Annotated in this window: 15 protein-coding genes and 1 tRNA gene; 7 read left to right on the top strand and 9 right to left on the bottom strand. The window is 68.2% G+C overall.

Annotated elements, in window-relative coordinates:
- The gene (locus IFT54_RS00190; protein ID WP_192069250.1) at positions 1-1,743 is read left to right on the top strand and encodes a M28 family metallopeptidase; all 1,743 of its coding nucleotides are present in this window, start codon (positions 1-3) and stop codon (positions 1,741-1,743) included.
- Positions 1,740-2,576, top strand: coding sequence for an NAD(P)-dependent oxidoreductase (locus IFT54_RS00185; protein WP_183937546.1), 837 nt, complete (start codon positions 1,740-1,742; stop codon positions 2,574-2,576). Before IFT54_RS00190 ends, IFT54_RS00185 begins: the two co-directional genes overlap by 4 nt.
- On the opposite strand, the gene IFT54_RS00180 is transcribed toward IFT54_RS00185, so the two are convergent.
- From IFT54_RS00180 to IFT54_RS00170, 3 genes are all read right to left on the bottom strand, one after another.
- Entirely contained in the window at positions 2,489-3,421 is a 933-nt protein-coding gene (locus tag IFT54_RS00180) for a DMT family transporter (RefSeq protein ID WP_192069249.1), read from the bottom strand. The two genes, IFT54_RS00185 and IFT54_RS00180, sit on opposite strands and share 88 nt — an antisense overlap.
- Entirely contained in the window at positions 3,418-4,419 is a 1,002-nt protein-coding gene (locus tag IFT54_RS00175; RefSeq protein ID WP_192069248.1) for a threonine aldolase family protein, read from the bottom strand. The genes IFT54_RS00180 and IFT54_RS00175 overlap by 4 nt, the downstream gene beginning before the upstream one ends.
- Before the next feature lie 116 nt (positions 4,420-4,535).
- The gene (locus IFT54_RS00170) at positions 4,536-6,725 is read right to left on the bottom strand and encodes a transglycosylase domain-containing protein (RefSeq protein WP_192069247.1); all 2,190 of its coding nucleotides are present in this window, start codon (positions 6,723-6,725) and stop codon (positions 4,536-4,538) included.
- A 118-nt stretch (positions 6,726-6,843) separates the two neighbouring features.
- Here IFT54_RS00170 and IFT54_RS00165 point away from each other — a divergent pair, with 118 nt between their 5' ends.
- Positions 6,844-7,470, top strand: coding sequence for an NADPH-dependent FMN reductase (locus IFT54_RS00165; protein WP_244648413.1), 627 nt, complete (start codon positions 6,844-6,846; stop codon positions 7,468-7,470).
- A gap of 68 nt (positions 7,471-7,538) precedes the next feature.
- Here IFT54_RS00165 and IFT54_RS00160 read toward each other — a convergent pair whose 3' ends face one another.
- The 3 genes from IFT54_RS00160 to IFT54_RS00150 are packed head-to-tail and all read right to left on the bottom strand — an operon-like array spanning position 7,539 to position 13,434.
- A complete protein-coding gene (locus tag IFT54_RS00160) occupies positions 7,539-9,023 on the bottom strand; it encodes an efflux transporter outer membrane subunit (protein ID WP_192069246.1) in 1,485 nt (494 codons plus the stop codon).
- A gap of 4 nt (positions 9,024-9,027) precedes the next feature.
- Entirely contained in the window at positions 9,028-12,225 is a 3,198-nt protein-coding gene (locus IFT54_RS00155) for an efflux RND transporter permease subunit (protein ID WP_192069245.1), read from the bottom strand.
- A gap of 6 nt (positions 12,226-12,231) precedes the next feature.
- Positions 12,232-13,434 carry an efflux RND transporter periplasmic adaptor subunit gene (locus IFT54_RS00150; RefSeq protein ID WP_031395481.1) on the bottom strand — a complete coding sequence of 401 codons (1,203 nt, stop codon included), beginning with the start codon at positions 13,432-13,434 and terminating at the stop codon, positions 12,232-12,234.
- A gap of 128 nt (positions 13,435-13,562) precedes the next feature.
- Here IFT54_RS00150 and IFT54_RS00145 point away from each other — a divergent pair, with 128 nt between their 5' ends.
- From IFT54_RS00145 to mdoH, 3 genes are all read left to right on the top strand, one after another.
- On the top strand, positions 13,563-14,138 hold the full coding sequence (locus IFT54_RS00145) for a TetR/AcrR family transcriptional regulator (RefSeq protein ID WP_320466530.1): 576 nt from the start codon (positions 13,563-13,565) through the stop codon (positions 14,136-14,138).
- Between the two features lie 113 nt (positions 14,139-14,251).
- On the top strand, positions 14,252-15,799 hold the full coding sequence (locus tag IFT54_RS00140; protein WP_192069244.1) for a glucan biosynthesis protein: 1,548 nt from the start codon (positions 14,252-14,254) through the stop codon (positions 15,797-15,799).
- A gap of 3 nt (positions 15,800-15,802) precedes the next feature.
- The gene (mdoH, locus tag IFT54_RS00135; protein WP_192069243.1) at positions 15,803-17,671 is read left to right on the top strand and encodes a glucans biosynthesis glucosyltransferase MdoH; all 1,869 of its coding nucleotides are present in this window, start codon (positions 15,803-15,805) and stop codon (positions 17,669-17,671) included.
- Positions 17,672-17,696: 25 nt separating this feature from the next.
- Here mdoH and IFT54_RS00130 read toward each other — a convergent pair whose 3' ends face one another.
- Both IFT54_RS00130 and IFT54_RS00125 read right to left on the bottom strand, forming a co-directional pair.
- Positions 17,697-19,664 (bottom strand): beta-N-acetylhexosaminidase family protein, encoded by a 1,968-nt coding sequence (locus tag IFT54_RS00130; RefSeq protein WP_244648412.1) that lies wholly within the window; start codon positions 19,662-19,664, stop codon positions 17,697-17,699.
- 204 nt (positions 19,665-19,868) lie between these two features.
- Positions 19,869-19,943, bottom strand: a tRNA-Thr gene (locus IFT54_RS00125).
- An 89-nt stretch (positions 19,944-20,032) separates the two neighbouring features.
- On the opposite strand from IFT54_RS00125, the gene IFT54_RS00120 reads away from it, so the two are divergent.
- On the top strand, positions 20,033-20,182 hold the full coding sequence (locus tag IFT54_RS00120) for a hypothetical protein (RefSeq protein ID WP_192069241.1): 150 nt from the start codon (positions 20,033-20,035) through the stop codon (positions 20,180-20,182).
- Positions 20,183-20,187: 5 nt separating this feature from the next.
- On the opposite strand, the gene IFT54_RS00115 is transcribed toward IFT54_RS00120, so the two are convergent.
- On the bottom strand, positions 20,188-21,999 hold the full coding sequence (locus IFT54_RS00115) for an aminopeptidase P family protein (RefSeq protein WP_192069240.1): 1,812 nt from the start codon (positions 21,997-21,999) through the stop codon (positions 20,188-20,190).
- Between the last annotated feature and the right edge of the window lie 151 nt (positions 22,000-22,150).

The raw sequence follows: 22,150 nt of genomic DNA, 5'->3' as shown, positions 1-22,150 counted from the left end.
ATGTATCGGTTCATCGGCGCGCTCTCGGTGCTCGCCCTCTCCACGGCGACGCTGGCGCAGACGTCGGCCCCGCAACCGAAAGCCGCCGCGCCGACACCGGCACCCGCATCGGGGGCCACCCCGGCCGCAAAGCCCGATCCGGCGATCCTCAATGCACGGCTCGCAGCGCCGCTGCCGGCGGATCAGGCGGCGATGAAGGCGCACGTCCTGTTCCTCGCCTCCGATGCGATGAAGGGGCGCGAGGCGGGCAGCCCCGAGTTCGACATCGCCGCGCAATATGTCGCGGCGCAATTCTATGCCGCCGGTCTGCGGCCGGGCGGTGACGATGCCGGCTATCTTCAGCGCGTGCCGCTGGTCAGCTACAAGGCCGCGGACAAGGGCAGCTTCACCTGGATGCCGCAGTCGGGAGCCGCGCAGCCGCTGGTGTTCGCGGCAGATTATGTCCCCGCCGCCAACGGTGCGACGGCCGATACCGCGGTGTCGGCGCCGATCGTGTTCGTCGGCTATGGCATCGACGCCCCGCAATACGGCCAGAACGACTATGCCGGCGTCGACGTGCGCGGCAAGATCGTCGCCTATTTCGGCGGTGCGCCGGCGCGGTTCAGCGGCGAGGAACGTGCCTTTTTCGGATCCGGCGGCACCAAGGCCCGGACCGCCGAAAGCAAGGGGGCGGTCGGCGTGATCACGCTCGAAAGCCCGCGGACCGCCAAGGCCCGCCCGTTCGCGCGATCGGCGCAATTCTACGACGCCGCCCGGATGACCTGGGCCAACCCCGACGGCACCGGCAAGGTCGACGCGCCCGGCGCGCCGTCGCTTGGCACGCTGAGCGTTGCAGGCGCGACCAAGCTGTTCGGCGCGTCGTGGAAGGCGATCGCCAAGCAGGCGCGGTCGGACAATGCGAAGTTCAGGTCCGCACCGCTTGCAGGCACGCTGACGGTCGCGACCAAGACGAGCTTCGCGCCAGCGGCAAGCAGCAATGTCGTCGGCGTCATTCCCGGCACCGATCCGGTGCTCGGCAAGGAGGTCGTCGTGCTGTCCGCGCATCTAGACCATATCGGCATCACCCGGCCCGCGAACGGCGCGAAGGACGGCGATGCGCTCAACAACGGCGCGCTCGACAATGCGATCGGCATCGCCAGCCTGATCGAGGAAGCCAAGCGCTTCACGACCAGCGGCAAGGGCTCGAAGCGCACGCTGATCTTCCTCGCGGTCACGGGCGAGGAAAAGGGTCTGGTCGGCAGCGATTATTTCACCAACCACCCGACCGTGCCGCTCGCCAATATCGTCGCGGACGTGAACCTCGACATGCCGATCCTGACCTACAAGTTCGAGGACATGGTGGTGTTCGGCGCGGAGCGCTCGACGCTCGGCCCGATTGTCCAAAAGGCGGTCGCGGCGATCGGTGTCGGCCTGTCGCCCGATCCGATGCCCGAAGAGGGAATCTTCGTCCGCTCGGATCATTTCCGCTTCGTCCAGAAGGGGATCCCGGCAGTGTTCCTGTGGCCGGGGCAGAAGGGGCCGGGCAAGGCCGCGGTCGCCTATTTCATGGCGAACAATTATCACAAGCCTTCGGACGATCTGTCGCAGCCGATCCTGTGGGATCAGGGCGTGCGGTTCGTCGATGCGAACTACCGGATCGCGCGCGAGATCGCCGATGGCGCGGAGCGGCCGGTCTGGAATGCGGGCGACTATTTCGGCACGCTCTACAAGGGGCCGATGGGCCGGGCGGCGGCCGCGAAATGAGCCGGCTGCTCGTCTTCGGCCTCGGCTACACCGCGTCGCGGATCGCACGCCGCCTGGCCGGGGACGGGTGGCATGTCGTCGGCACGTCGCGCGACGGTCGCGACGGCACGATCCGGTTCGACGACGCCGCCGCGGTCATGACGGAGATCGCCGCAGCGACGCATATCCTGTCCTCGGTCCCGCCCGAGCATGACGCCGACCCCGTGCTGGCGCGCTACGGATCGGCGCTGCTGCGGACGCGCGCCTGGCTCGGCTATCTGTCGTCGACCGGCGTGTACGGCGATGCCGGTGGTGCCTGGGTCGACGAGACCGCGCCGATTGGCGGCGGACGGCGAAGCGCGCGCGCGGCGGCGGATGCCGACTGGCTCGCGATCGGTGCGCGGACGTTTCGCCTGCCCGGCATCTACGGCCCCGGGCGGTCGCCGCTCGACCGCGTGCGCGAGGGCAAGGCGCACCGCATCGACCAGCCGGGACAGGTGTTCAGTCGCGCGCATGTCGACGATATCGGCGCGGGCGTGATCGCGGCGTTCGATGCGCCGCCGGGCGCCTATAATCTGGCGGACGACGTTCCGGCGTCGCAGAACGACGTCGTCGCCTTCGCCGCAGCGCTGCTCGGTCTGCCCGCGCCGCCGTTCGTGACGATCGAGCAGCTGTCGGCCATGGGCCGCGGTTTCTATGCCGAGAACCGGCGGGTCGCGAACGGCAAGGCGAAGCGCGTCCTCCGCTGGACGCCGACCTGGCCGGATTACCGGGCGGGTCTGCGGGCGCTGAGCGCGATGACGAGCCCGGCACCGGCGAGCACCGCACCGGCCACCGCCAGCGTCGACCAGTGATAATGCTCGAAGATCGTCGATAAGATCATCGCGATGACCGGGACGATCACCCCCGAATAGGCCGCCTTGGCAGGCCCGATCGCGCGGATGACGTTGAAATAGAGCGGGAAGGCGAGCGCGGAGGCGAAGATGCCGAGATAGAGGATCCCGGCGATATAGCCCAGCCGCAGCTCGAACACCGGCGGCCCGGTGGTGATCCAGGCGAAGGTCGCGTCGAGCGTCGCGCCGATCAGCATCGCGATCGCCAGCATCGGGGCCATCGGATAGCGTTTGGCAAACGCGCTGCCCTGCATGACATTGGCGATCGACGCGGCCAGGACGCCGCCCAGCGTCAGGGCGATGCCGATGGTCGCGGACTGCGGACCATGCGGATCGACCCTCGCCTCGTTGACGAACAGCAATGCGACGCCCGCCATCGCGACGGCGCATCCGACCATCAATTGTCGCCCGAGCTTCTGCCCCAGGAAGATGCGGCCGAACACCGCGTTGGGGACGAGCAGCAACGCGAAGACCACCGCGACCAGCCCCGACGTCACATAATGTTCGGCGCGGTAGACGAAGTTGAAGTTGAATGTGAACAACGCGGTGCCGATGACCGCGGCAAAGGCATAGCCGCGGGCGTCGAGGAGAAGGCTTTCGCGCTTTACCCGCGCATAGATCGCCATTGCGATGCCGGCGATGAGGAAGCGGTAGCTGATCGACCAGCTCGGCGGCACCACCGCGATCTGGTCGCGGATGACGAGCCAGGTCGACCCCCAGATCAGCGTGACGATCCCGAACGGGACCAGCACCGCCGCACGCGTCGACTGGATCGGGGGTTGCGGCGAACCGGACGGCCCGGTCATAACGCCCGGATCGCGTCCGCGAGCTGGTCGACCGGACCGACCGGCGTGTCCCACGCGGTCACCAGCCGGATCTCGCCCGCTGCCCAGTCGTAGAAGTCGAACCCCTGCGCGCGGAGTGCGGCGGCTTCGTCGGGGGTCGCGCGGAGAAAGACCTCGTTGGCCTCGACCGGATGGACGAGGCGGTCGCCCGCGGCCGCGGCCAGTCGCGTGGCAGCCTGGTTCGCAGCCTTGCCATTGGCGAGCCACAGATCGTCCTCGAGCATCGCGAGGATCTGCGCAGCGAGGTACCGCCCCTTTGACAGGAGCAGGCCCGCGCGCTTGCGGCGATACTGGGTGACGGCGGCGAGCTCGGGCTTGAAGAACACCAGCGCCTCCGCGCTCATCGCGCCATTCTTGACGAAGCCGAAACTCAGCGCGTCGATGCCTGCGCGCCACGTCATGTCGGCGGGCGAGCATCGCGCATGGACCATCGCGTTTGCAAAGCGCGCGCCGTCCATGTGGAAGCCGAGCCCGCGCTCCTTTGCGAGCGCGCCGATCTCGGCGACTTCGTGGGGGCGGTAAACCTGGCCATATTCGGTGGCGTTGGTGATCGAGATCGCGTGCGGCTGGACGCGGTGAACGTCGTCGGGGATCGCGTCGAGAACGGTGCGGATCGTCGCGGGCGTCAGCTTCGCGCCGTCCCCATCGGCGAGGAACAGCTTGGCGCCGTGGGTGTAGAATTCGGGCGCGCCGCCCTCGTCATTCTGGATGTGCGCGTCGCGGTGGCAGACGATGCCGCCATGCGGCGGACACAGCGCTGCGAGCGCGAGGCAGTTGGCGGCGGTGCCGGTGGGCACCCACAGCACCGCGACCTCGGTTTCGAACAGCGCCGACAGCCGGCCGTCGAGCTGCTGGCTCCATTGATCGCCCGCATAGGCGGTGTCGAGCGTGTCGGCGGCGGCGATCGCGGCCATGACCTGTGGGTGGATCCTGGCGGCGTTGTCGGAGAAAAAGCGCATCGTCAGGACATGCTGCGATGCGGTGATGGCGTCAACGGGCGCTTCGCCTGGGTCGCCCCCTTCTACGTCGTTATCCCGGCGCCCGACTTTCGTCAGGATGACGGCGGGGGATCGAACTACTGCCCCTCGTCAAACCCCGGTTCCTCCTCGGGCGGCCGGCGATCGTCGCGTGGTGGCCCATCCTCAGGGCGATCGCGGCGTGCGGGGCCGACCGAGATCGTCCCGTCCTCGCCCATCTTCAGGTTGAAGCCGAGCCCCTCGATCTCGCCACCGAGCGGCAGTACGCTGTTGTCCCCGTCTTCGGGGGGCAGTGCATCGGGGTCGATTTCCTCAACCGGCGGCGCGGGGGCGGCGACGGGGGCGATGCCCAGCGCGGACTGCATGAAGTCGCGCCAGATCCGCGCAGGGATGCCGCCGCCAGACAGGCCGGGATTCGAGCTGTTGTCGTCGTTGCCGACCCACACGCCGACCACCAGGTCGCGCGCGAAGCCGACGAACAGCGCATCCTTGTTGTCCGACGTCGTCCCGGTCTTGCCGAACGCATCGACCGTCAGGTTGGCGCTCCGCCCGGTTCCGTTGCGGATCGAGGCGGCGAGCAGGTCGAGCATCTCGTCATGGATCTTTGGCGGCAGGGCGGTCGAACCCCCGGTCAGCGACTGATACCAGCCCTTTTCCCGAACATCGGCGAGCCCGCGCGGCTGCACCGGATAGGTCTCGCGCGCGATCGCGGCATAGGCGGCGGTCAGTTCGAGTAGCGACACGGTCGAGGTGCCGAGACCGATCGTCGCCTCGTTCGGAATGGGCGTGGAAATCCCCAGGTCGCGCGCCGCCTTGATCACCGCCCGGACGCCGACTTCCTGCGTCAGCCGGGCGGCGGCAACGTTGGACGAGCGGGCAAATGCCTGGCGCAGCGTGATCGTCCCCTGATAGCGGCCGTCGCTGTTCTTGGGCGTCCAGTCGCCGATCGTCACCGGGCGGTCCTCGATCGTCGAATCGGGCGTCATCCCCGCGCGCATCGCGGCGAGATAGACGAACAGCTTGAACGTCGATCCGGGCTGGCGCCGCGCCTGAGTCGCGCGGTTGAACGGGCTCTTGCGGTAATCCTTGCCGCCGACCATCGCGACGACGCGCCCGTCGGGACGCATCGCCACCAGCGCGACCTGCGCCTCGCGCAGCCCGGCGCGCGCGACGGTGCGTTCGGCGGCGCGTTGCAGCCGCGGATCGAGCGTGGTCCGGACGGTTGTTTCGGTCTTCACCTCGCCCGCCTGGTCGCGCGCCTCGGGCAGAATCCAGTCGGCGAAATAGGTGCCGTTGGGGAGTTGCGTCGGGCGGTTCGACAGGACGCGTTGCGGGCGGACCGCATCGCCCTCCGCTTCGGTGAGGAAACCCGCGGCGACCATCGCGCCGACGACGACGGCTTCACGCTTTCGCGCACCCTCGAGGTTGGAGGTCGGGGCAAGTCGCGACGGCGCCTTGACCAGCCCGGCAAGCATCGCTGCCTGGCCGACGTTCAGCGCCGCGGGTGTCCGGCCGAAATAATGCTTGGCAGCCGCGCTGATCCCATAGGTGTTGTCGCCGAAATACACGTTCGACAGATAGCGCGAGAGAATCTCGTCCTTCGACAGCCATGCCTCGAGCCAGACGGCGATCATCGCCTCCCGGATCTTGCGCGTCGCGGTGCGGTCCGAATCGAGGAACGCGTTCTTCGCGAGCTGTTGCGTGATCGTGCTGCCGCCCTGACGCACCCCGCCCGACCCGAGATTCGCCCAAGCCGCGCGCGCGATCCCGCGCGGGTCGATACCCCAGTGCGAATAGAAGCGGCGGTCCTCGATCGCGAGGAACGCCTCGCGCACGTGCGGCGGCAGCGTCGCCGCGTCGACCGGCTTGCCGATAATCGCGCCGCGTCGGGCGATCGGCGTGCCGTCATCGGCGGTGAGCGTGATCGAGGGCGGGGTCGGCGGCTGCAGCGATTTCGACAAAGGCGCGGTGATCGCCAGCCAGATGATCGCGATCACCAGCAGGATGATGCCGATACCGGTGCCGCGCACGACCCACCGGCCGATCCCGCCCCGCCTGCGCCGCGGTGTCGCGGGCTGGGGGTAGCTATCGTCCTGGCGGGGATCGTAATCTCCGCTCGGATCCTGGCCCAGTCGCTCGCGTTCATATTTCTCGCGCAGGCGTTCGCGCTCGGTGATCAACCGTTCGCGTTCATAGGCATAGGGCTCGCGTTCGCCGGACATGCCGGAGCCGGATCGGGCGGGGTCGAAGGGATCGGGGCGCATCGGATCGTTCCAGCGGTCGGGCATCTGGTGTGTTATCGTTCTATGACAGTTCGGACAAGCCTATGCGCACGCTTAACGTGTACGCGCGCTGAGCGACAGCATTGGCCTGTTGTCATCACCGGGCGAAACGGGGAAGAGCATAATGATGACGTTCGAACAGGGTGACACCGTGGCAGCTACCGACTCTCTATCGCCCTCCCTGCCGCTTGTCGTCGGCATTGGCGGGACGATCGGCGGCGTGTCGTCGACCGAGCGCGCATTGCGGATCGCGCTCGATTCGGTCGAACGACACGGATACCGGACACAGATGTTCGGCGGTGCGGACATGGCCCGGCTGCCGCTCTACGATCCCAAGGCGACCGAGCGGACCGAGGACGAGCGTGCCTTTGTCGCGGCAGTGCGCGCGGCCTCGGCGGTGATCATCGCCAGCCCGGGCTATCATGGCAGCATCTCGGGCGTGGTGAAGAACGCGCTCGACCTGCTCGAGGAAACCGCGCGTGATCCCGACCGGCCCTATCTGGCGGACATGCCGGTCGGGCTGATCGCGACCGCCTATGGCTGGCAGGCGACGGGCAGCACGATCGCGGCGCTGCGCTCGATCGTCCATGCCTTGCGCGGCTGGCCGACGCCGTTTGCCGCAGCAATTAACACGCAGGTGACGAAATTCGATGCCGAGGGCGGCGCGAGCGATCCGGCGGTCCTCGAGCAGCTTCGCCTGGTCGGCCGGCAGGTCGCGCGGTTCGCGCCGCTGTCCGAACCGGCAAACTGATCGCGCGTCGCACCGCCCCGTCACCCGGGCCTGGCCCTAGATGACGCGGCGGGCGTGACGGCCCGGTGTTAGCGCAGCCCGCCGCCGAGCGCGCGATAAAGCTCGACCGCATTGGTGTCGCGAACCAGCCGCGTCGCGAGCAGGCTCTGCTGCGCGGTGTAGAGCGACCGCTGTGAATCGAGCGTGTTGAGGAACGGATCGATCCCGGCACGGAAGCGCAGTTGCGACAGGTTGAACGCGCCCGCCGCATTGTCGCGCAGCGACGTCTGCGCCTCGAGCTGGCCGTTGATCGTACCGCGGCGGGCAAGCGCGTCGGCGACCTCGCGGAAGCCGGTCTGGACGCTCTTCTCATAGGTAGCGAGCATCGCGTCGCGCGATGCCTTGGCGTAGTCCAGATTACCCTTGTTGCGACCGAAGTCGAAGATCGGCTGCGTGATCGACGGCGCGACCGACCAGGATTCGCTGCCCTTGCCGAACAGGTTCGACAGGCCGAGGCTCAGCGTGCCGAGCGACGCGGTCAGCGAGATATTGGGGAAGAATGCCGCGCGGGCCGCACCGATATTGGCGTTCGCCGCGATCAGCTGATGCTCGGCGGCCGCGACGTCGGGGCGGCGCAGCAGGACTTCGGAGGACAGGTTGGCGGGCAGGTTTTCCAGCGTCGGCGTCTTCTCCGGCATCCGGGCTGGCAGCAGGTCGGCGCTCAGTGTCGTGCCTGCTAGCAGGTTCAGCGCGTTCTGGTCCTGCGCGATGAGCGTCGTTGCGTCGGCGATGTCGGAGCGCGCCTGGTCATAGGTCGTCCGCGCCTGGCGCACTTCGAGTTCGGACGCGATGCCGATGCGGAACCGATCCTGCGTCAGCTTGAGCGTTTCCCCGAAGGCCCGTTCGGTGTCCTGCGCGATCTTCAGCCGATCCTGGTCAGCCGCCATCGTCAACCAGGCGGTCGCGGTTTCCGCGATCAGCGACACCTGCGCGGCGTTGCGGTTTTCCTCCGCGGCGAAATAGGCCTGTTGCTGCGCCTGGGTCAGATTGCGGACCCGGCCGAACAAATCGACCTCCCAGGCCGAGACGCCCAGATTGGCCGAATAGATGTCGAACCGGCCGCCGCCAGCGACCGCCCCGGCACCGGTGCCGCCGCCGCCGGTGCCGCCTCCAGTACCGCCGCCCGTGGTGCCGCCCGTACCGCCACCGACGGCGCCGAAGGGGGACTTCTGATAGGTTGCGCTGCCCGTCGCACCCAGCGTCGGGAACAGGTCGGCGCGCTGGACGCGATATTGCGCCCGCGCCTGCGCGACATTGGCAACCGCGATGCGGACGTCGCGGTTGTTGTCGAGCGCGGTGCGAATGACGCGGCGCAGGCGGTCGTCGGTGAAGAACGCCTCCCATGCGGTGTCCGCGGGCACGATCGCACCCGCCGCATCGGTCGCCGCATAAGCCGGTCCGGTCGGCGTGGACGGGGCCACCGGAAGCTCGGGCCGGACATATTTCGGGGCCAGGTTGCAGCCGGCGAGCGTGAGCCCGGCAGCGAACGTCAGAGCGATTTTGCGCGAGAACATTGGATCAGGCCTCCTGCGGCCGCTGGTCGTGGGGCGTGGTGTCGCCGTCACGGGTGTCGTCACGTGTGTCATCACGGCGGCGGTCTCCGTCGTGCTGGCCGGGCTTGTCCTGCTTGAAGACGCGCTTCACGAGCAGGAAGAACAGCGGCACGAAGAAGATCGCGAGCACGGTCGCGGACAGCATGCCGCCCACCACCGCCCAACCGATCGCATTCTGGCCGCCGGCGCCCGCACCGCTCGACAGCGCGAGCGGCAGCACGCCGAAGATGAACGCGAACGAGGTCATCAGGATCGGGCGAAGACGCAGCTTGGCGGCCTCGACCGCGGCATCCGCCGCATTCATCCCGTCACCCATCTTCTCCTCGGCGAACTCGACGATCAGGATCGCGTTCTTCGCCGCCACGCCGATCGTCGTGATCAGGCCGACCTGGAGATAGATGTCGTTGTTCAGCCCCGCGACCATCGCCGCGAGCACCGCACCGAGCACGCCGAGCGGCACGACGAGGAGCACGGCGATCGGGATCGACCAGCTCTCGTACAGTGCGGCAAGGCACAGGAACACGATCAGCAGCGACAGCGCATAGACATAGGTCGACTGCCCGCCCGAAAGCTGTTCCTCATAGCTGAGGCCGGTCCACTCATAGCCGATGCCGGGGGGCAGCTTGGCCGCCATTTCCTCCATCGCCTTGATCGCGGTGCCGCTGCTGACGCCGGGTGCGGGCGACCCCATGATCTCGAACGAGGCGACGCCGTTATAGCGTTCGAGACGTGCGGGGCCGTAGGTCCAGTCGGTCGTCGAGAAGGACGACATCGGCGTCATCGCGTTGGTCGCGCCGCGGACGAAGAAGTTGCCAAGGTCGGCGGGCGACTTGCGGAACGGTGCATCGGCCTGGACGAACACCTTCTTCACGCGACCGCGGTCGATGAAGTCGTTGATGTACGATCCGCCAAACGCGGTGCTGACGGTGGTGTTGATATCCGCCTGGCTCAGCCCGAGCGCGCCCGCCTGAGCCTGGTCGACGTTCAATTTGAGCTGTGGCGCATCCTCCAGGCCGTTCGGACGGACCTGCATCAGGCGCTTGTCCTGGCTGGCCATGCCGAGCAGCATGTTGCGGGCCTCGAGCAGCTTGTCGTGGCCAACGCCGGCATTGTCCTTCAGCATGAAGTCGAAGCCGTTGGCGTTGCCGAGTTCCTGCACGGCGGGGGGCACGAAGCCGATCACCATGCCGGCGCGGATCCCGGCAAGCGCCTGGTTGGCGCGCTGGGCGACCGCGGCGACGGTGTTCGCGTCGCCTTCGCGATCCTCCCACGGCTTGAGCTGGATGAAGGCGAGTCCGACATTCTGGCCCTGGCCGACAAAGCCGAAGCCGCTGATCGTGAAGATGCCCGCAATGTTGGCCTTCTCGTCGACCAGGAAGTGATCGCGCAGCTTGTCCATCGTCCGCGCAGTCTCTTCCATCGTCGTGCCCGTGGGCATCGACACCTGCGCGAACATCAGCCCCTGATCCTCTTCGGGCAGGAAGCCCGAGGGCAGTCGCAGGAAGACGAACAGCATCGCGCCGACGATGACCGCATAGACGATCATCGTCCGCACCCAGCCCTTTTCTACGCGGCGCAGGCCCTTGCCATATCGGTCGACGCCGCGATCGAAGGTCCGGTTGAACCAGCCGAAAAAGCCCTTCTTGTCGCCGTGATCCTGCTTGGACGGCTTCAGGATGGTGGCGCAGAGTGCGGGCGTCAGGATCAGCGCGACCAGCACCGAAAGCACCATCGACGAAACGATCGTGATCGAGAACTGGCGGAAGATCACGCCGGTCGAGCCGCTGAAGAACGCCATCGGCAGGAACACCGCGGACAGGACGAGACCGATGCCGACCAGCGCGCCGCTGATCTCGTCCATCGATTTCTTGGCGGCCTCCTTGGGGCTCAGCCCCTCTTCCTGGATCAGGCGTTCGACATTCTCGACGACGACGATCGCGTCATCGACGAGCAGGCCGATCGCCAGCACCATGCCGAACAGCGTCAGCGTGTTGATCGTGAAGCCCGCGACCTGAAGCACGGCGAGCGAGCCGAGCAACACGACCGGCACCGCGATCGTCGGGATGAGCGTGGCGCGGAAGTTCTGGAGGAAGAGGAACATCACGAGGAAGACGAGGATGATCGCCTCGATCAGCGTGTGGACCACCTGTTCGACCGACAGCCGGACGAACGTCGAATTGTCGACCGGATAGGCGATCTTGACGTCGGCCGGGAACTGCTTGGCGATCTTCTCCACCTCGGCCTTCACCAGCGTGACGGTGTCGAGCGCGTTGGCGCCCGGCGCCAGCTTCACGCCGAAGCCTGCTGCCTGCTTGCCGTTGTAGCGCGCCTGGAAGCTGTAGTTTTCCGAGCCCATTTCGACCCGGGCGACATCGGCGAGGCGCACGGTGGCGCCGCCGGTGGCCGAGCGGATGATGATCTGGCGGAACTGTTCCGGGGTCTGCAGACGCGACTGCGCAGTGACGGTGGCGTTGAGCGCCTGGCCCTTGACCGCGGGAAGGCTGCCGACCTGACCGGCGGAAACCTGTGCGTTCTGCGCGGTGATTGCCGAGGTGATGTCGGTAACGGTGACGCCGAGGTTCGACATCTTGAAAGGATCGACCCAGATCCGCATCGAATATTGCGCGCCGAACACCTGCGTGTCGCCGACGCCCTTGATCCGGCTGAGCGGATCCTGAAGCTTGGAGGCGATCAGATCGCCGAGATCGACCTGATCATGGCTGCCGTCCTGCGAATAGGCGGCGATCACGAGCAGGAAGTTGGCGGTCGCCTTGGTCACGCGAAGCCCGGCCTGCTGCACTTCCTGCGGCAGGAGCGGGGTCGCCTGTTGCAGCTTGTTCTGCACCTGGACCTGCGCGATGTCCGCGTCGGTGCCCTGTTCGAAGGTCAGCGTGATCGCGAGATTGCCCGCGCCGTCGCTGGTCGAGGCAAAGTAGCGAAGGTTGTCGATCCCCTTCATCTGCTGCTCGATGATCTGCGTCGTCGTATTCTCGAGCGTTTGCGCGTCGGCGCCCGGATAGGACGTCGCGACCGTCACCTTGGGGGCGGCGATCTCGGGAAACTGCGCGATCGGCAGCGACCGGATCGCCAGGACGCCGGCCAGCATCAGGATGATCGCGATGACCCATGCGAAGATGGGTCGATCGATGAAATAGCGTGACATGAGGCGTTACTTCCCGGCCTGCGTGGAGGCGGCGCCGCCAGCTGTGGCATTCCCGGCAGCGTCCTTGCCACCGGCCTTGCCGACCTGCTGCGGAGCGGCGGGCTTGACGGTCGTGCCGGGGCGCAGGTTGAGCAGCCCCTCGACGATCAGCTTGTCGCCGGGCTTGAGCCCGCTGGTGACGATCCACTTGTCGCCGATCACGCGGTCGGTGACGACATTGCGCTGCTCGACCTTGTTCTGCGCGGTGACGACCATCGCGGTCGCCTTGCCGCGCGGATCGCGCGTGATGCCTTCCTGCGGGGCCATGATCGCCTGGCTGCGGATACCCTCGACCAGCTTGGCGCGGACATACATGCCCGGCAGCAACAGCCCGTTGGGATTGGGGAAGCTGGCGCGCAGCGTGACCGCGCCCGTCGCCGGATCGACGGTGACTTCGGCGAACTGCAGGCGGCCCTCGATCGGATAGGTCTGGCCATTAGGCAGGATCAGCTGGACGCGTGCGGTACCGTCGCCGCGGGTCACGCCGCCCGACGCCATCGCCGCCTTCAGGTCGAGCAGCTGCGCCGCCGACTGGGTGACGTCGACATAGACGGTGTCGGTCCGCTGGATCGTCGCGAGCGCGTCGGTCTGCCCGGTCTGGACAAGCGCGCCGGCGGTGAAGATCGACCGGCCGATACGACCCGAGATCGGCGCCTTGATGCGGGTGAAATTGAGGTTCACGCGCGCGGCTTCGACCGCTGCACGCTGCGCTGCAACATTGGCGCGTGCCTGTTGTGCGGAGGCGGTGGCGTTGTCTGCCTCCTGCTTGCTGACCGCGTTCAGCGCGACGAGCTGGCCGTAACGCTGCGCCTGGAGTCGGGTCGCATTGATCTGCGACTGCGCGGCGCCGAGCTGGCCCTGCGCGGTGCCGAGCGCGGCGCGATAGGGGGCGTCCTCGATCTCATACAGGACCTGGCCCGAACGGACCATCGCGCCTTCGGTGAACAGGCGACGGCGGATGACGCCCGATACCTGCGGGCGCACTTCGGACGTCTCGACCGCGGCAATCCGCCCCGGCAGCTCGGTGGTGAGCGTCACCGCCTCCTGCGCGACCGTCACGACGCCGACCGTGGGCGTCGGCGGGGGCGGGGGGGCCTCTTCCTTGCTGCACGCCGCCATCAGCGCCAGCGCGGCCAGGGCCACCGATCCCTTGAGATTCAATCGCTGCATGTTGAGCATCCCGACGTCCGTGCAGAAGAGTTCACCGGAATGAACGTTCATTCCGCTTGCGCCGCCGCTATGGACGTGCAAACGCCGGGTCAAGTTAAAACGTCGTCCGGAGTGGAATTTTGAGTGCAGTGCAACATGAGAAGTCGGCGCGTTCGCACATCGTTGATGCGGCCCGGCATCTTTATGCGACGCAGGGATTCCATCAGACGTCGATGGCCGAACTGGCTGCCGCTGCGGACGTCAGCGTCGGCCAGATCTATCGCCTGTTCACCGGCAAGAACGCGCTGATCCAAGCGCTGATCCTCGAGGATGCCGAGGCCAAACTCTCAGACCTGCGCAAGCTGACCGACGACGTGTCGACGGGGCGGCTGTCGATCGAGCGCGGATTTGTCGAGCTCGCGCGGCGGTCGCTCGCCAAGGGGGACGAGGCACTGTCGTTTGATATCATGGCGGAAGCGCATCGCAACGGCGAGGTCGCGGACACGATCGGCTCGCTCTGCACCGGGTTTCGCACGGTGGTGCGCGATCTCGCCTGCGTCGCCAATCCCGCGCTGTCGGCAAATGCGCTCGACGGCGCGGAGGAGCTGGTGCTGGCGTGCATGTTCGGGCTGGGGCACCGGACCTTGTCCTGTCCGCGGCTGTCCGAGACCGAAACCGCAGAGGTCACCGGGCGGATGATCCTCGCGGCGCTCCACGCGCTCTGAGACACGACACGGTGTCCTGACGACGGGGCAGGCGGCCCCGTTTGGCGGGCGGGCGGCGGCGCGGGGCATTACCGATTGTTGCACTGCGGCGCGCGAAGTCGGATAAGCGGTGCATGACCGAAACGACACGACGCGACATCATGATGGCCCTTGCGGCCACGGGCCTGTGGCCGGCGGCGGCACTGGCACAGACGGGGGCGGGCACCCCCCGCAGGCGCGGCGCCGCGGCGTCGTCCGCCCCCGCGCTGGGCAAGCCCGAGTCGTTTTCCTGGGAGGCGCTGCAACAGCGCGCCGCCGCGCTGGCGCGCGCGCCTTATCGCGCGCCGGCCAAGGTCGCGGCGGCCGAGGCGATCGATTATGATGCGGTCGGCTCGATCAGCTATCGACCCGAGCGCACGCTGGCGGGGGGCATCCGCCTGTTCCCGCTCGGCCGCTATGCGCCGACCCCGGTCGCAATCCATGTCGTCGAACGCGGGCAGGCGCGCGCGGTCGATTTTGCCGCGGATCTCTTCAAGACCGAGTCCGGGCATCACGCCGCCCTCGGCATCGCCGGCTTTCGCGCGGTGTCGAGTGATGGCAAGAGCGACTGGATGGCGTTTATCGGCGCCTCCTATTTCCGTACCGCCGGTTCGCAGGACCAATATGGCCTGTCCGCGCGCGGTATCGCGATCGACACGGGGATCGACGGCAAGGAGGAATTTCCCGCCTTTACCGCCTTCTGGATCGAGGCAACGGGCGCGCAGAGCTACACCGTCTATGCCCTTCTCGACGGGCCCAGCGTGACCGGTGCGTACCGCTTCGTGTGCCGGTACACCGACGGGACCGATGGCGGCGTCGTGCAGGATGTCTCGTCGACGATCACGCTGCGCAAGGACGTCGCGCGGCTCGGCATCGCGCCGGCGACGAGCATGTTCTGGTATGGCGAGGGCAACCGCGCCGCGGCGATCGACTGGCGCCCCGAAATCCATGATTCAGACGGGCTGGCGATGGCGACCGGTGCCGGCGAGCGGATCTGGCGTCCGCTCGCCAATCCCGCGACCCCCACGCTCGACAGCTTCCAGGACGACAATCCGCGCGGCTTCGGCCTGATCCAGCGCGACCGGGCGTTCGATCATTACCAGGACGACGGTGCCTTCTACGATCGCCGAGCAAACCTGTGGATCGAGCCGAAGGGCGACTGGGGCAAGGGGGCGGTGACGCTGTACGCCTTCCCGACCGCGAGCGAGACGGTCGACAATGTCGCCGCCTTCTGGGTCCCCGCCGCGCCGGCGACCGCGGGGAAGACGATGCAGTTCGACTATCGGCTGACCTGGTCGTCGCGCGATCCGTCGGTCGCGCAGCCCGCGCATGCGGTCGAGAACTGGCGTGGCTCGGCCGGCCGGCCGGGCGCGGAGCCAACGCCGGGCGCGCGGAAGGTCGTGGTCGATTTCGTCGGTGCGACGCTCGCCGGTCTCGACCGCTCGAGCGGGGTGACGGTGCAGGCCGATGTCAGCCGTGGCCGGGTCCTCGCCAGCGCCGCCTATCCGGTCGTCGGCCAGCCGAACCGCTGGCGCGTGACGCTCGATGTCGCCCCCGAACGCGGCGTCCTGGCCGATGTCCGGCTGTTCCTGAAGCGCGGCGGGCAGTCGCTCAGCGAAACCGTGCTGACGCAGGTGGGTTGAGCCATGACCGTGGACAGCCCGGGCCGCCCCGGTCATCCCGCACTTCCGGCACGATTGCCCGCCGACGTCCCGATCGACATGCCGCTGCAGAATTTCCGGGCGCGCGGCACCGGCGGCGGGCCGACACCCGACCCGTTGGCCGGACCGTCCAATGGCTCGGACACGCTCACTTCGCCCGAGGGCATGTCGTCGCGGCGACTGCTCCTGTTCCTGCTGACGATGCTGCTCGCCACCACCGCCTCGGCGGCGGTCCAGGATTCGTTGCTCGGCGACGGCATCGACCTGTGGGACGTCGCGCTGCTCGTGCTGTTCTTCCCGCTGTTCGCGTGGATCGCGTTCGGATTTCTTAACGCGCTGATCGGGTTCGTTCTGCTGATGACGCGGATGCATCCGGGCTTCGTGCCGGTCCCGCAGAACCGTCAGCCGCTGACCGGGCAGACCGCGGTGCTGATCCCGGTCCATAACGAGGATGTCGACGCGGTGTTCGGCCGGATCGCGCGGATGATGCATGCGATCGAGGCTGCGGGCGAGGCGGGGAGCTTCGCCTTCTTCGTGCTGAGCGATTCGGGCGAAGAGTCGGGCGCACAGGAGGTCGCGGCCTGGGAGGTGCTCGCCCCCGGATCGCGCGTTCCGCTTTATTATCGCCGCCGGACCGACAATGTCGCGCGCAAGCCGGGCAATGTCGCCGACTGGGTCCGGCGCTTCGGCGGCGGCTATGATCACATGCTGGTGCTCGACGCGGACAGCCTGATGAGCGGCGACGCGATGATCGGCATGGCGCAGGTGATGGAGCGCCGCCCCTCGGTCGGCCTGTTGCAGACCGTGCCGACGATCCGCGGCGCGACCACTCTGTTCCAGCGCTGGATGCAGTTCAACAGCCGGTTGTACGGTCCGATCTCGACCGCCGGTCTGGTCTGGTGGTCGGGGTCGGAGGCGAGCTTCTGGGGGCATAATGCGATCATCCGCACCCGGGCCTTTGCCGAGAGCTGCGGCCTGCCCGTGCTGCCCGGCGGCCCGCCGTTCGGCGGCGCGATCATGAGCCACGACATGGTCGAGGCGGCGTTGCTGCGGCGGCGCGGCTGGGCGGTGCACCTGATCATGATCGACGACAGCTATGAGGAGTTTCCCCCGACGCTGATCGATATGGCGGTGCGCGACCGGCGCTGGGCGCAGGGCAATATCCAGCATCTGAAGCTGCTGGGGTCGGACGGGTTCCATCCGGTCAACCGGCTGCAGCTGGCGATCGGGGCGTCGGCATACATGACGTCGCCCGCCTGGCTGGTCCTGATCCTGACGACCATCGCGCAGGCCTTTGCCGGCGAAAGCAAGCTGGTCGAGGCGACGACCTCGTCGCGCGTGCTGGCGCTGACGGTCATCCTGCTGTTCGGTCCCAAATTGCTCGGGATCATCTGGGCGGTGTCCGACCGGAGCCGGCGCGCGGCGTTCGGGGGCGCGCGGGCGATCATCCTGTCCGCCATTGCCGAGATCCCGCTATCGATGCTGTCCGCGCCGGTCATCATGCTGACGCAGACGATGGACCTGATCAGCATCTTCCGTGGCCAGCCCTCGGGCTGGAGCCCGCAGAACCGGGATCGCGACGGGCTGTCGATCGCGGATGTCGTGCCGCGCTATCGCTGGCATCTGGCGGCGGGGGTCGTCCTGCTCCTGATCTCGCCCGCCGTCCCGATCACCGCGCTGTGGCTGGCGCCGGTGACGCTCGGGCTGTTGCTGTCGCCGTGGCTCGCCAAATGGAGCGCGAGCAACGCGGCGGGGAGCCGCGCTGACGCGCGCGGCCTGTTCCAGGTGCCCGCCAGCGGCATCGACCAGCTACCCGCGACCGAGGCGTCGGCGCTCCGCGCGATCGCGCACTGACGCGCGACGCGCGGCGCAGCCGCCGCTACCGCACGGCTTCGGCGGAGGCCGAAACGGCTGGGGCGGATGCGGCGGCGATCAGCGTCGGGGCATCCGCGACGAACCGGTCGAGCACGCCGTCGGCGACCCGGATCGCACCGTCGAACCGCGTCGCACCGGGGATGGTCTGGACGGCCGCAGCCTGTGCGGCGAGACGGCGCGCTTCGGCGAAATAGCCGGGGGGGGCCGTGCCGTCGTGGTTCGCGGCGTCAAGTCCGGCGGCGGTCATCTGCAACGCGCGACCCCAGATCTGCATCGCATCGAGCCAGGGCCGAGCCTGGTCCGCAAAGCCCGGATCGATCGTGCCCGAGCGGATCGTGTCGGGCGCCGCCGCGAGGGCGTCGGCCGCCCTGGCCAGATCCGCGAGCGCGAGACCGCGGGCGGCCGCATCGCCCTCCGCCAGCGCGAGGCGCACGGCGTCGAGCTGGGCCTTGAGCCTGGGCGCCTGGGGCTGCCAGGGCTGGCTGCCGAAGGTCGGGGCAAGATGCTGCGTGTCAAAGAAGCTCAGCAGCGCCGCGGTCGCGCGCGCATCGCCGCCCGCCAGCTCGCGCGCGGCGAACTGCCACGTGCGGTCCGCGTCATAGTCCTTGTCGTTCCAGCCGAACGCGGCAACGCCGGTCACCGCGACGCGGCTTGGCGCCTCCTGGTTCATCGGGTTCGACAGGATCCCCGTCAGTTCGCCCGCCAGCCCCGCCTCGCGCCGCGCATAGGGCGCGAGCAGCAGCCGCCCGGTGGTCTGCGCATAGTCGTTGACCGGATAATTGTCCCACAGCAGCGTCTTGCGCCCAAAGGCCTTGGTCGCGGTCTTCGCATCGGCGATCGAGATCGCGGGGGGGACGACATCGGTGCCGGTCCACTGCACCACGACGCGGGGATCGAGATATTTGCGCAGCGCCGCCTTGTACGGGGTTTCCTTCGCGTCGTAATATTCGGTCGGCACCATGATCAGCGGGCGCGACGACGGATCCTTCGCGAGCAGATCCGCCTGAACCGCGTTCAGCAGGCGCGATTGCGCGATGCCTGCGGCTTCGGCGCCCGATGGTCCGAAACTGGCCTTGTCCCGCTCGCAGTTCCATTTGGTATATTCGATGTCGTCGAGCGCGACGTAGAAGCTGTGGACGCCGATCGATCGCAGCGCGCCGAACTTGCGTTCGAGCGCCTGAGCATCGGCGGGGTCGGAGAAGCACACCGACGGGCCCGGCGAGACCGCATAGACGAAATCGACATGGTTGCGCCGTGCGGTCGCGACCAGCGTGCCGAGCGCGGACAAAGTCGCCGCGGGATAGGCCTCGCGCCAGCGATCGCGCGCATAGGGATCGTCCTTGGGGCTGTAGACATAAGTGTTCGCCTTGACGGTGGCGAGGAAGTCGAGATGCTTCGTCCGGTCCGCCATCGTCCAGGGCTTGCCGTAAAAGCCCTCGATCGTGCCGCGCATCGGCATCGCGGGATGATCCTGGATCACCAGCGCGGGGAGGACCGCACGTGTTGCGAGCTGGCGGAACGTCTGGACGGCGTGGAACAGTCCGTCCGCGTCCTGGCCCGCCAGCGTGATAATGCCGCTGTTGCCCGCCGCGAGCGTGGCGATCGTATAGCCTTCGGGATGTGTATCGCCGACGGTACCGGTGCGGGCAAGCGCGTCGCGGACGATCGCGGTGTCGCCGGTGCCGAGCAGGATGTGCGGGCGATCGGGGGCGGCGGGCAGCCGCCGTGCGGTCGTAATCGTCGTGACTCCGGCGGCGCGCAGGATCTCGCGGACCAGCGCGACGCTGTCACCGTCGGTGCCGGCGGGGGCGACGAGCACCACCGATCGGCCGAGCGTTATCGTGCCGGTCCGCAGCGCGACCGACGTCGGCGCGGGGAAGATGGCGGGCATCGTCACCGGCTGCGCGGCACCCTGCGCGGAGACCGTGGTCGCCAAGCCCGTCGCGATCAGGGCCGCGTACGTCCCCGTCATGGCCATGCGTCGCGTCATAACAGCTCTCCGGTATTTCATTGGTATTATGGGAGCGGTTTAGGCACAGGACGGCGTCACGGCAAGGCGTCGCTGCCATAGCGGCCATTGCCGACAGACTTTGGTCAGGATGGGTTGGCCGACCTTGGGCCCCTATCGCAGGGCCGGCGGGACGTCGGGTCCACGCGGCGGTCGGATGAAAAAAGCTGGTGCTGCCGGTGAGGATTGAACTCACGACCTCAGCCTTACCAAGGATGCGCTCTACCACTGAGCTACGGCAGCACTCGTCGACATCGCTGTCGGCGGAGTGGGGCTAAGAGACGAGGGCGGGACGATTGTCAAGGCGTCGCGCGACGATGTAGGGCGTTATTATGCAATCGAACGATGAAAAAGCGGCGGAAAAAGCAGCCCGCATGGCCACCGCGCTGCGCGAGAATCTGCGCCGTCGCAAGGCGCAGGCGCGTGCCGCGGCGGCCGAGCCCGCCGTGGCTCCCCCTACGGACGAGCCGCCTGTGGACTGAGGCGGTCAGCCGATCGGCGCGCATTTTGCCTGAAGCCAGGCGAGGTCGTCGCCGGTCATTTCAGGCGAGAGCGTGTCCAGCACCTGCGCGTGATAGGCGTTGAGCCAGGCGAGTTCCTGACCGGTGAGCAGCGAGGGTTCGATCAGCGTGCGCTCGATCGGGCAGAAGGTCAGCGTCTCGAAGCCGAGCATCGCGCGGTCCGCGCCGGGAATCGTGCGCGGTTCGATCAGCAGCAGATTCTCGATCCGGATGCCGTATTCGCCTGCTTTGTAATAGCCGGGCTCGTTCGAGAGCATCATCCCCGCACGCAGCGGCTCCATCGCCGCGCCGCCGGGATAGTTGGGCGAGGCGATCCGCTGTGGCCCCTCGTGCACCGCCAGATAGGCGCCGATGCCGTGACCGGTGCCGTGCGCGAAATCGAGGCCGGCCTCCCAAAGCGGACGGCGGGCGAAGGCGTCGATCTGACCGCCGAGCGTGCCGTCGGGGAAGACCGCGGTCGCGATCGCGATATGGCCCTTGAGCACGCGGGTGAAGCGGTCGCGGATCTCCTTGCCCTGTTCGGGTGACAGTGCGCCGATCGGCATGACGCGCGTCACGTCGGTGGTGCCATCGGCATATTGCCCGCCCGAATCGACCAGATAAAGCTGGCCGGGCTCGAGGGGGACGTTCGACTCCTCGGTGCAGTGGTAGTGCGGGCTGGCGCCGTGTGCGCCGGTGGCCGAGATCGTGTCGAACGACGTGTCCTTCAGCAGCCCGGTCGCCTCGCGGAAGGCGAGCAGCTTCGCGGTGGCGGACAATTCGGTCTGGCTGCCGTCGGCGCAGTCGGTCTCGACCCAGCGCAGGAAGCGCGCGAGCGCGGCGCCGTCGCGGACCGAGGCGGCGCGGTGGCCGGCGATTTCGACCGGGTTCTTGAGCGCCTTGGCGAGGACGACGGGATCACGCAGCGCGAGGACCTTGGCCCCGCCGGCGGTCAGTGCGTCGGAAATCGCGGCGACGGCGCGTTCGGGGTCGGCGGCGACGCGCTTGCCGGCGAAGTCGCGTAGCGCGGGCTGGAACGCGGCGCGGTCATGGACGCGGACCGCGTTGCTGAGATGCTGGCGGACGGTGTCGTCGAGCTTTTCGGGTGCGACGAACAGGTCGGTGGTGCCATCGGCGCCGACGATCGCATAGCTGAGCGCGACGGGGGTGTGGCTGACGTCGTCGCCGCGGATGTTGAGCGTCCAGGCGATCGAATCGAGCGCGGAGAGCACGACCGCGTCGGCGCGCTGTTCGGCGAGCCAGTCGGCGATCCGCGCGCGTTTTTCGGCGGACGAGGCGCCGGCGAACGCGTCTGGCTGGATGGTGATCCTGGCGGGCGAGGGCGCGGGGCGGTCGGTCCAGATCGCGTCGATCGGGTTGGCGTCGACCGCGACGAGCTGCGCGCCGCGATCGGCGAGCACTGCGCTGGCTTCGGCGACCCAGGCGCTGGTGTGCAGCCACGCGTCATAGCCGATCCGCGCGCCCTCGGCGACGTGCGTTCCGAGCCAGGCGGCGACGCTGGTCTGCGGCACGGGGGCGTATTCCCAGTGATCGCCATCGACCTGTTCGCGGACCTGGAGCGTGTAGCGGCCATCGGTGAAGATCGCGGCGCGGTCGGCGAGCACCGCGGCGCTGCCCGCCGAGCCCTGGAAGCCGGTCAGCCAGCCGAGCCGCTGCGCATAGCCGCCGACATATTCGCTCATATGCTCGTCGGTCAGCGGCACGACGAAGCCGTCGAGGCCGGCGGCGGCGAGATGGGCGCGCAGGGCGGTGAGTCGGGTCGGGTTGGATCGGGTCATCGGGGCTTTCGTCGATCTGAATGTTGTGAATGTTGAGACGCTGGCAGCAAAATATGCGGCATTGTCAGGTCGAGCGTGCCGGTCGGGTGCCGCGCGGGCGGGGCGTGTGCGGGCGATTGGGGCCGGGACAGGGCCTTGGGAGGGGCATGGC

Source organism: Sphingomonas sp. CFBP 13714 (assembly GCF_014842205.1).
Classification (GTDB): domain Bacteria; phylum Pseudomonadota; class Alphaproteobacteria; order Sphingomonadales; family Sphingomonadaceae; genus Sphingomonas; species Sphingomonas aerolata.
The sequence above is the reverse complement of the archived record's forward strand: the minus strand, read 5'-3'. Positions and strand labels throughout refer to the sequence as shown.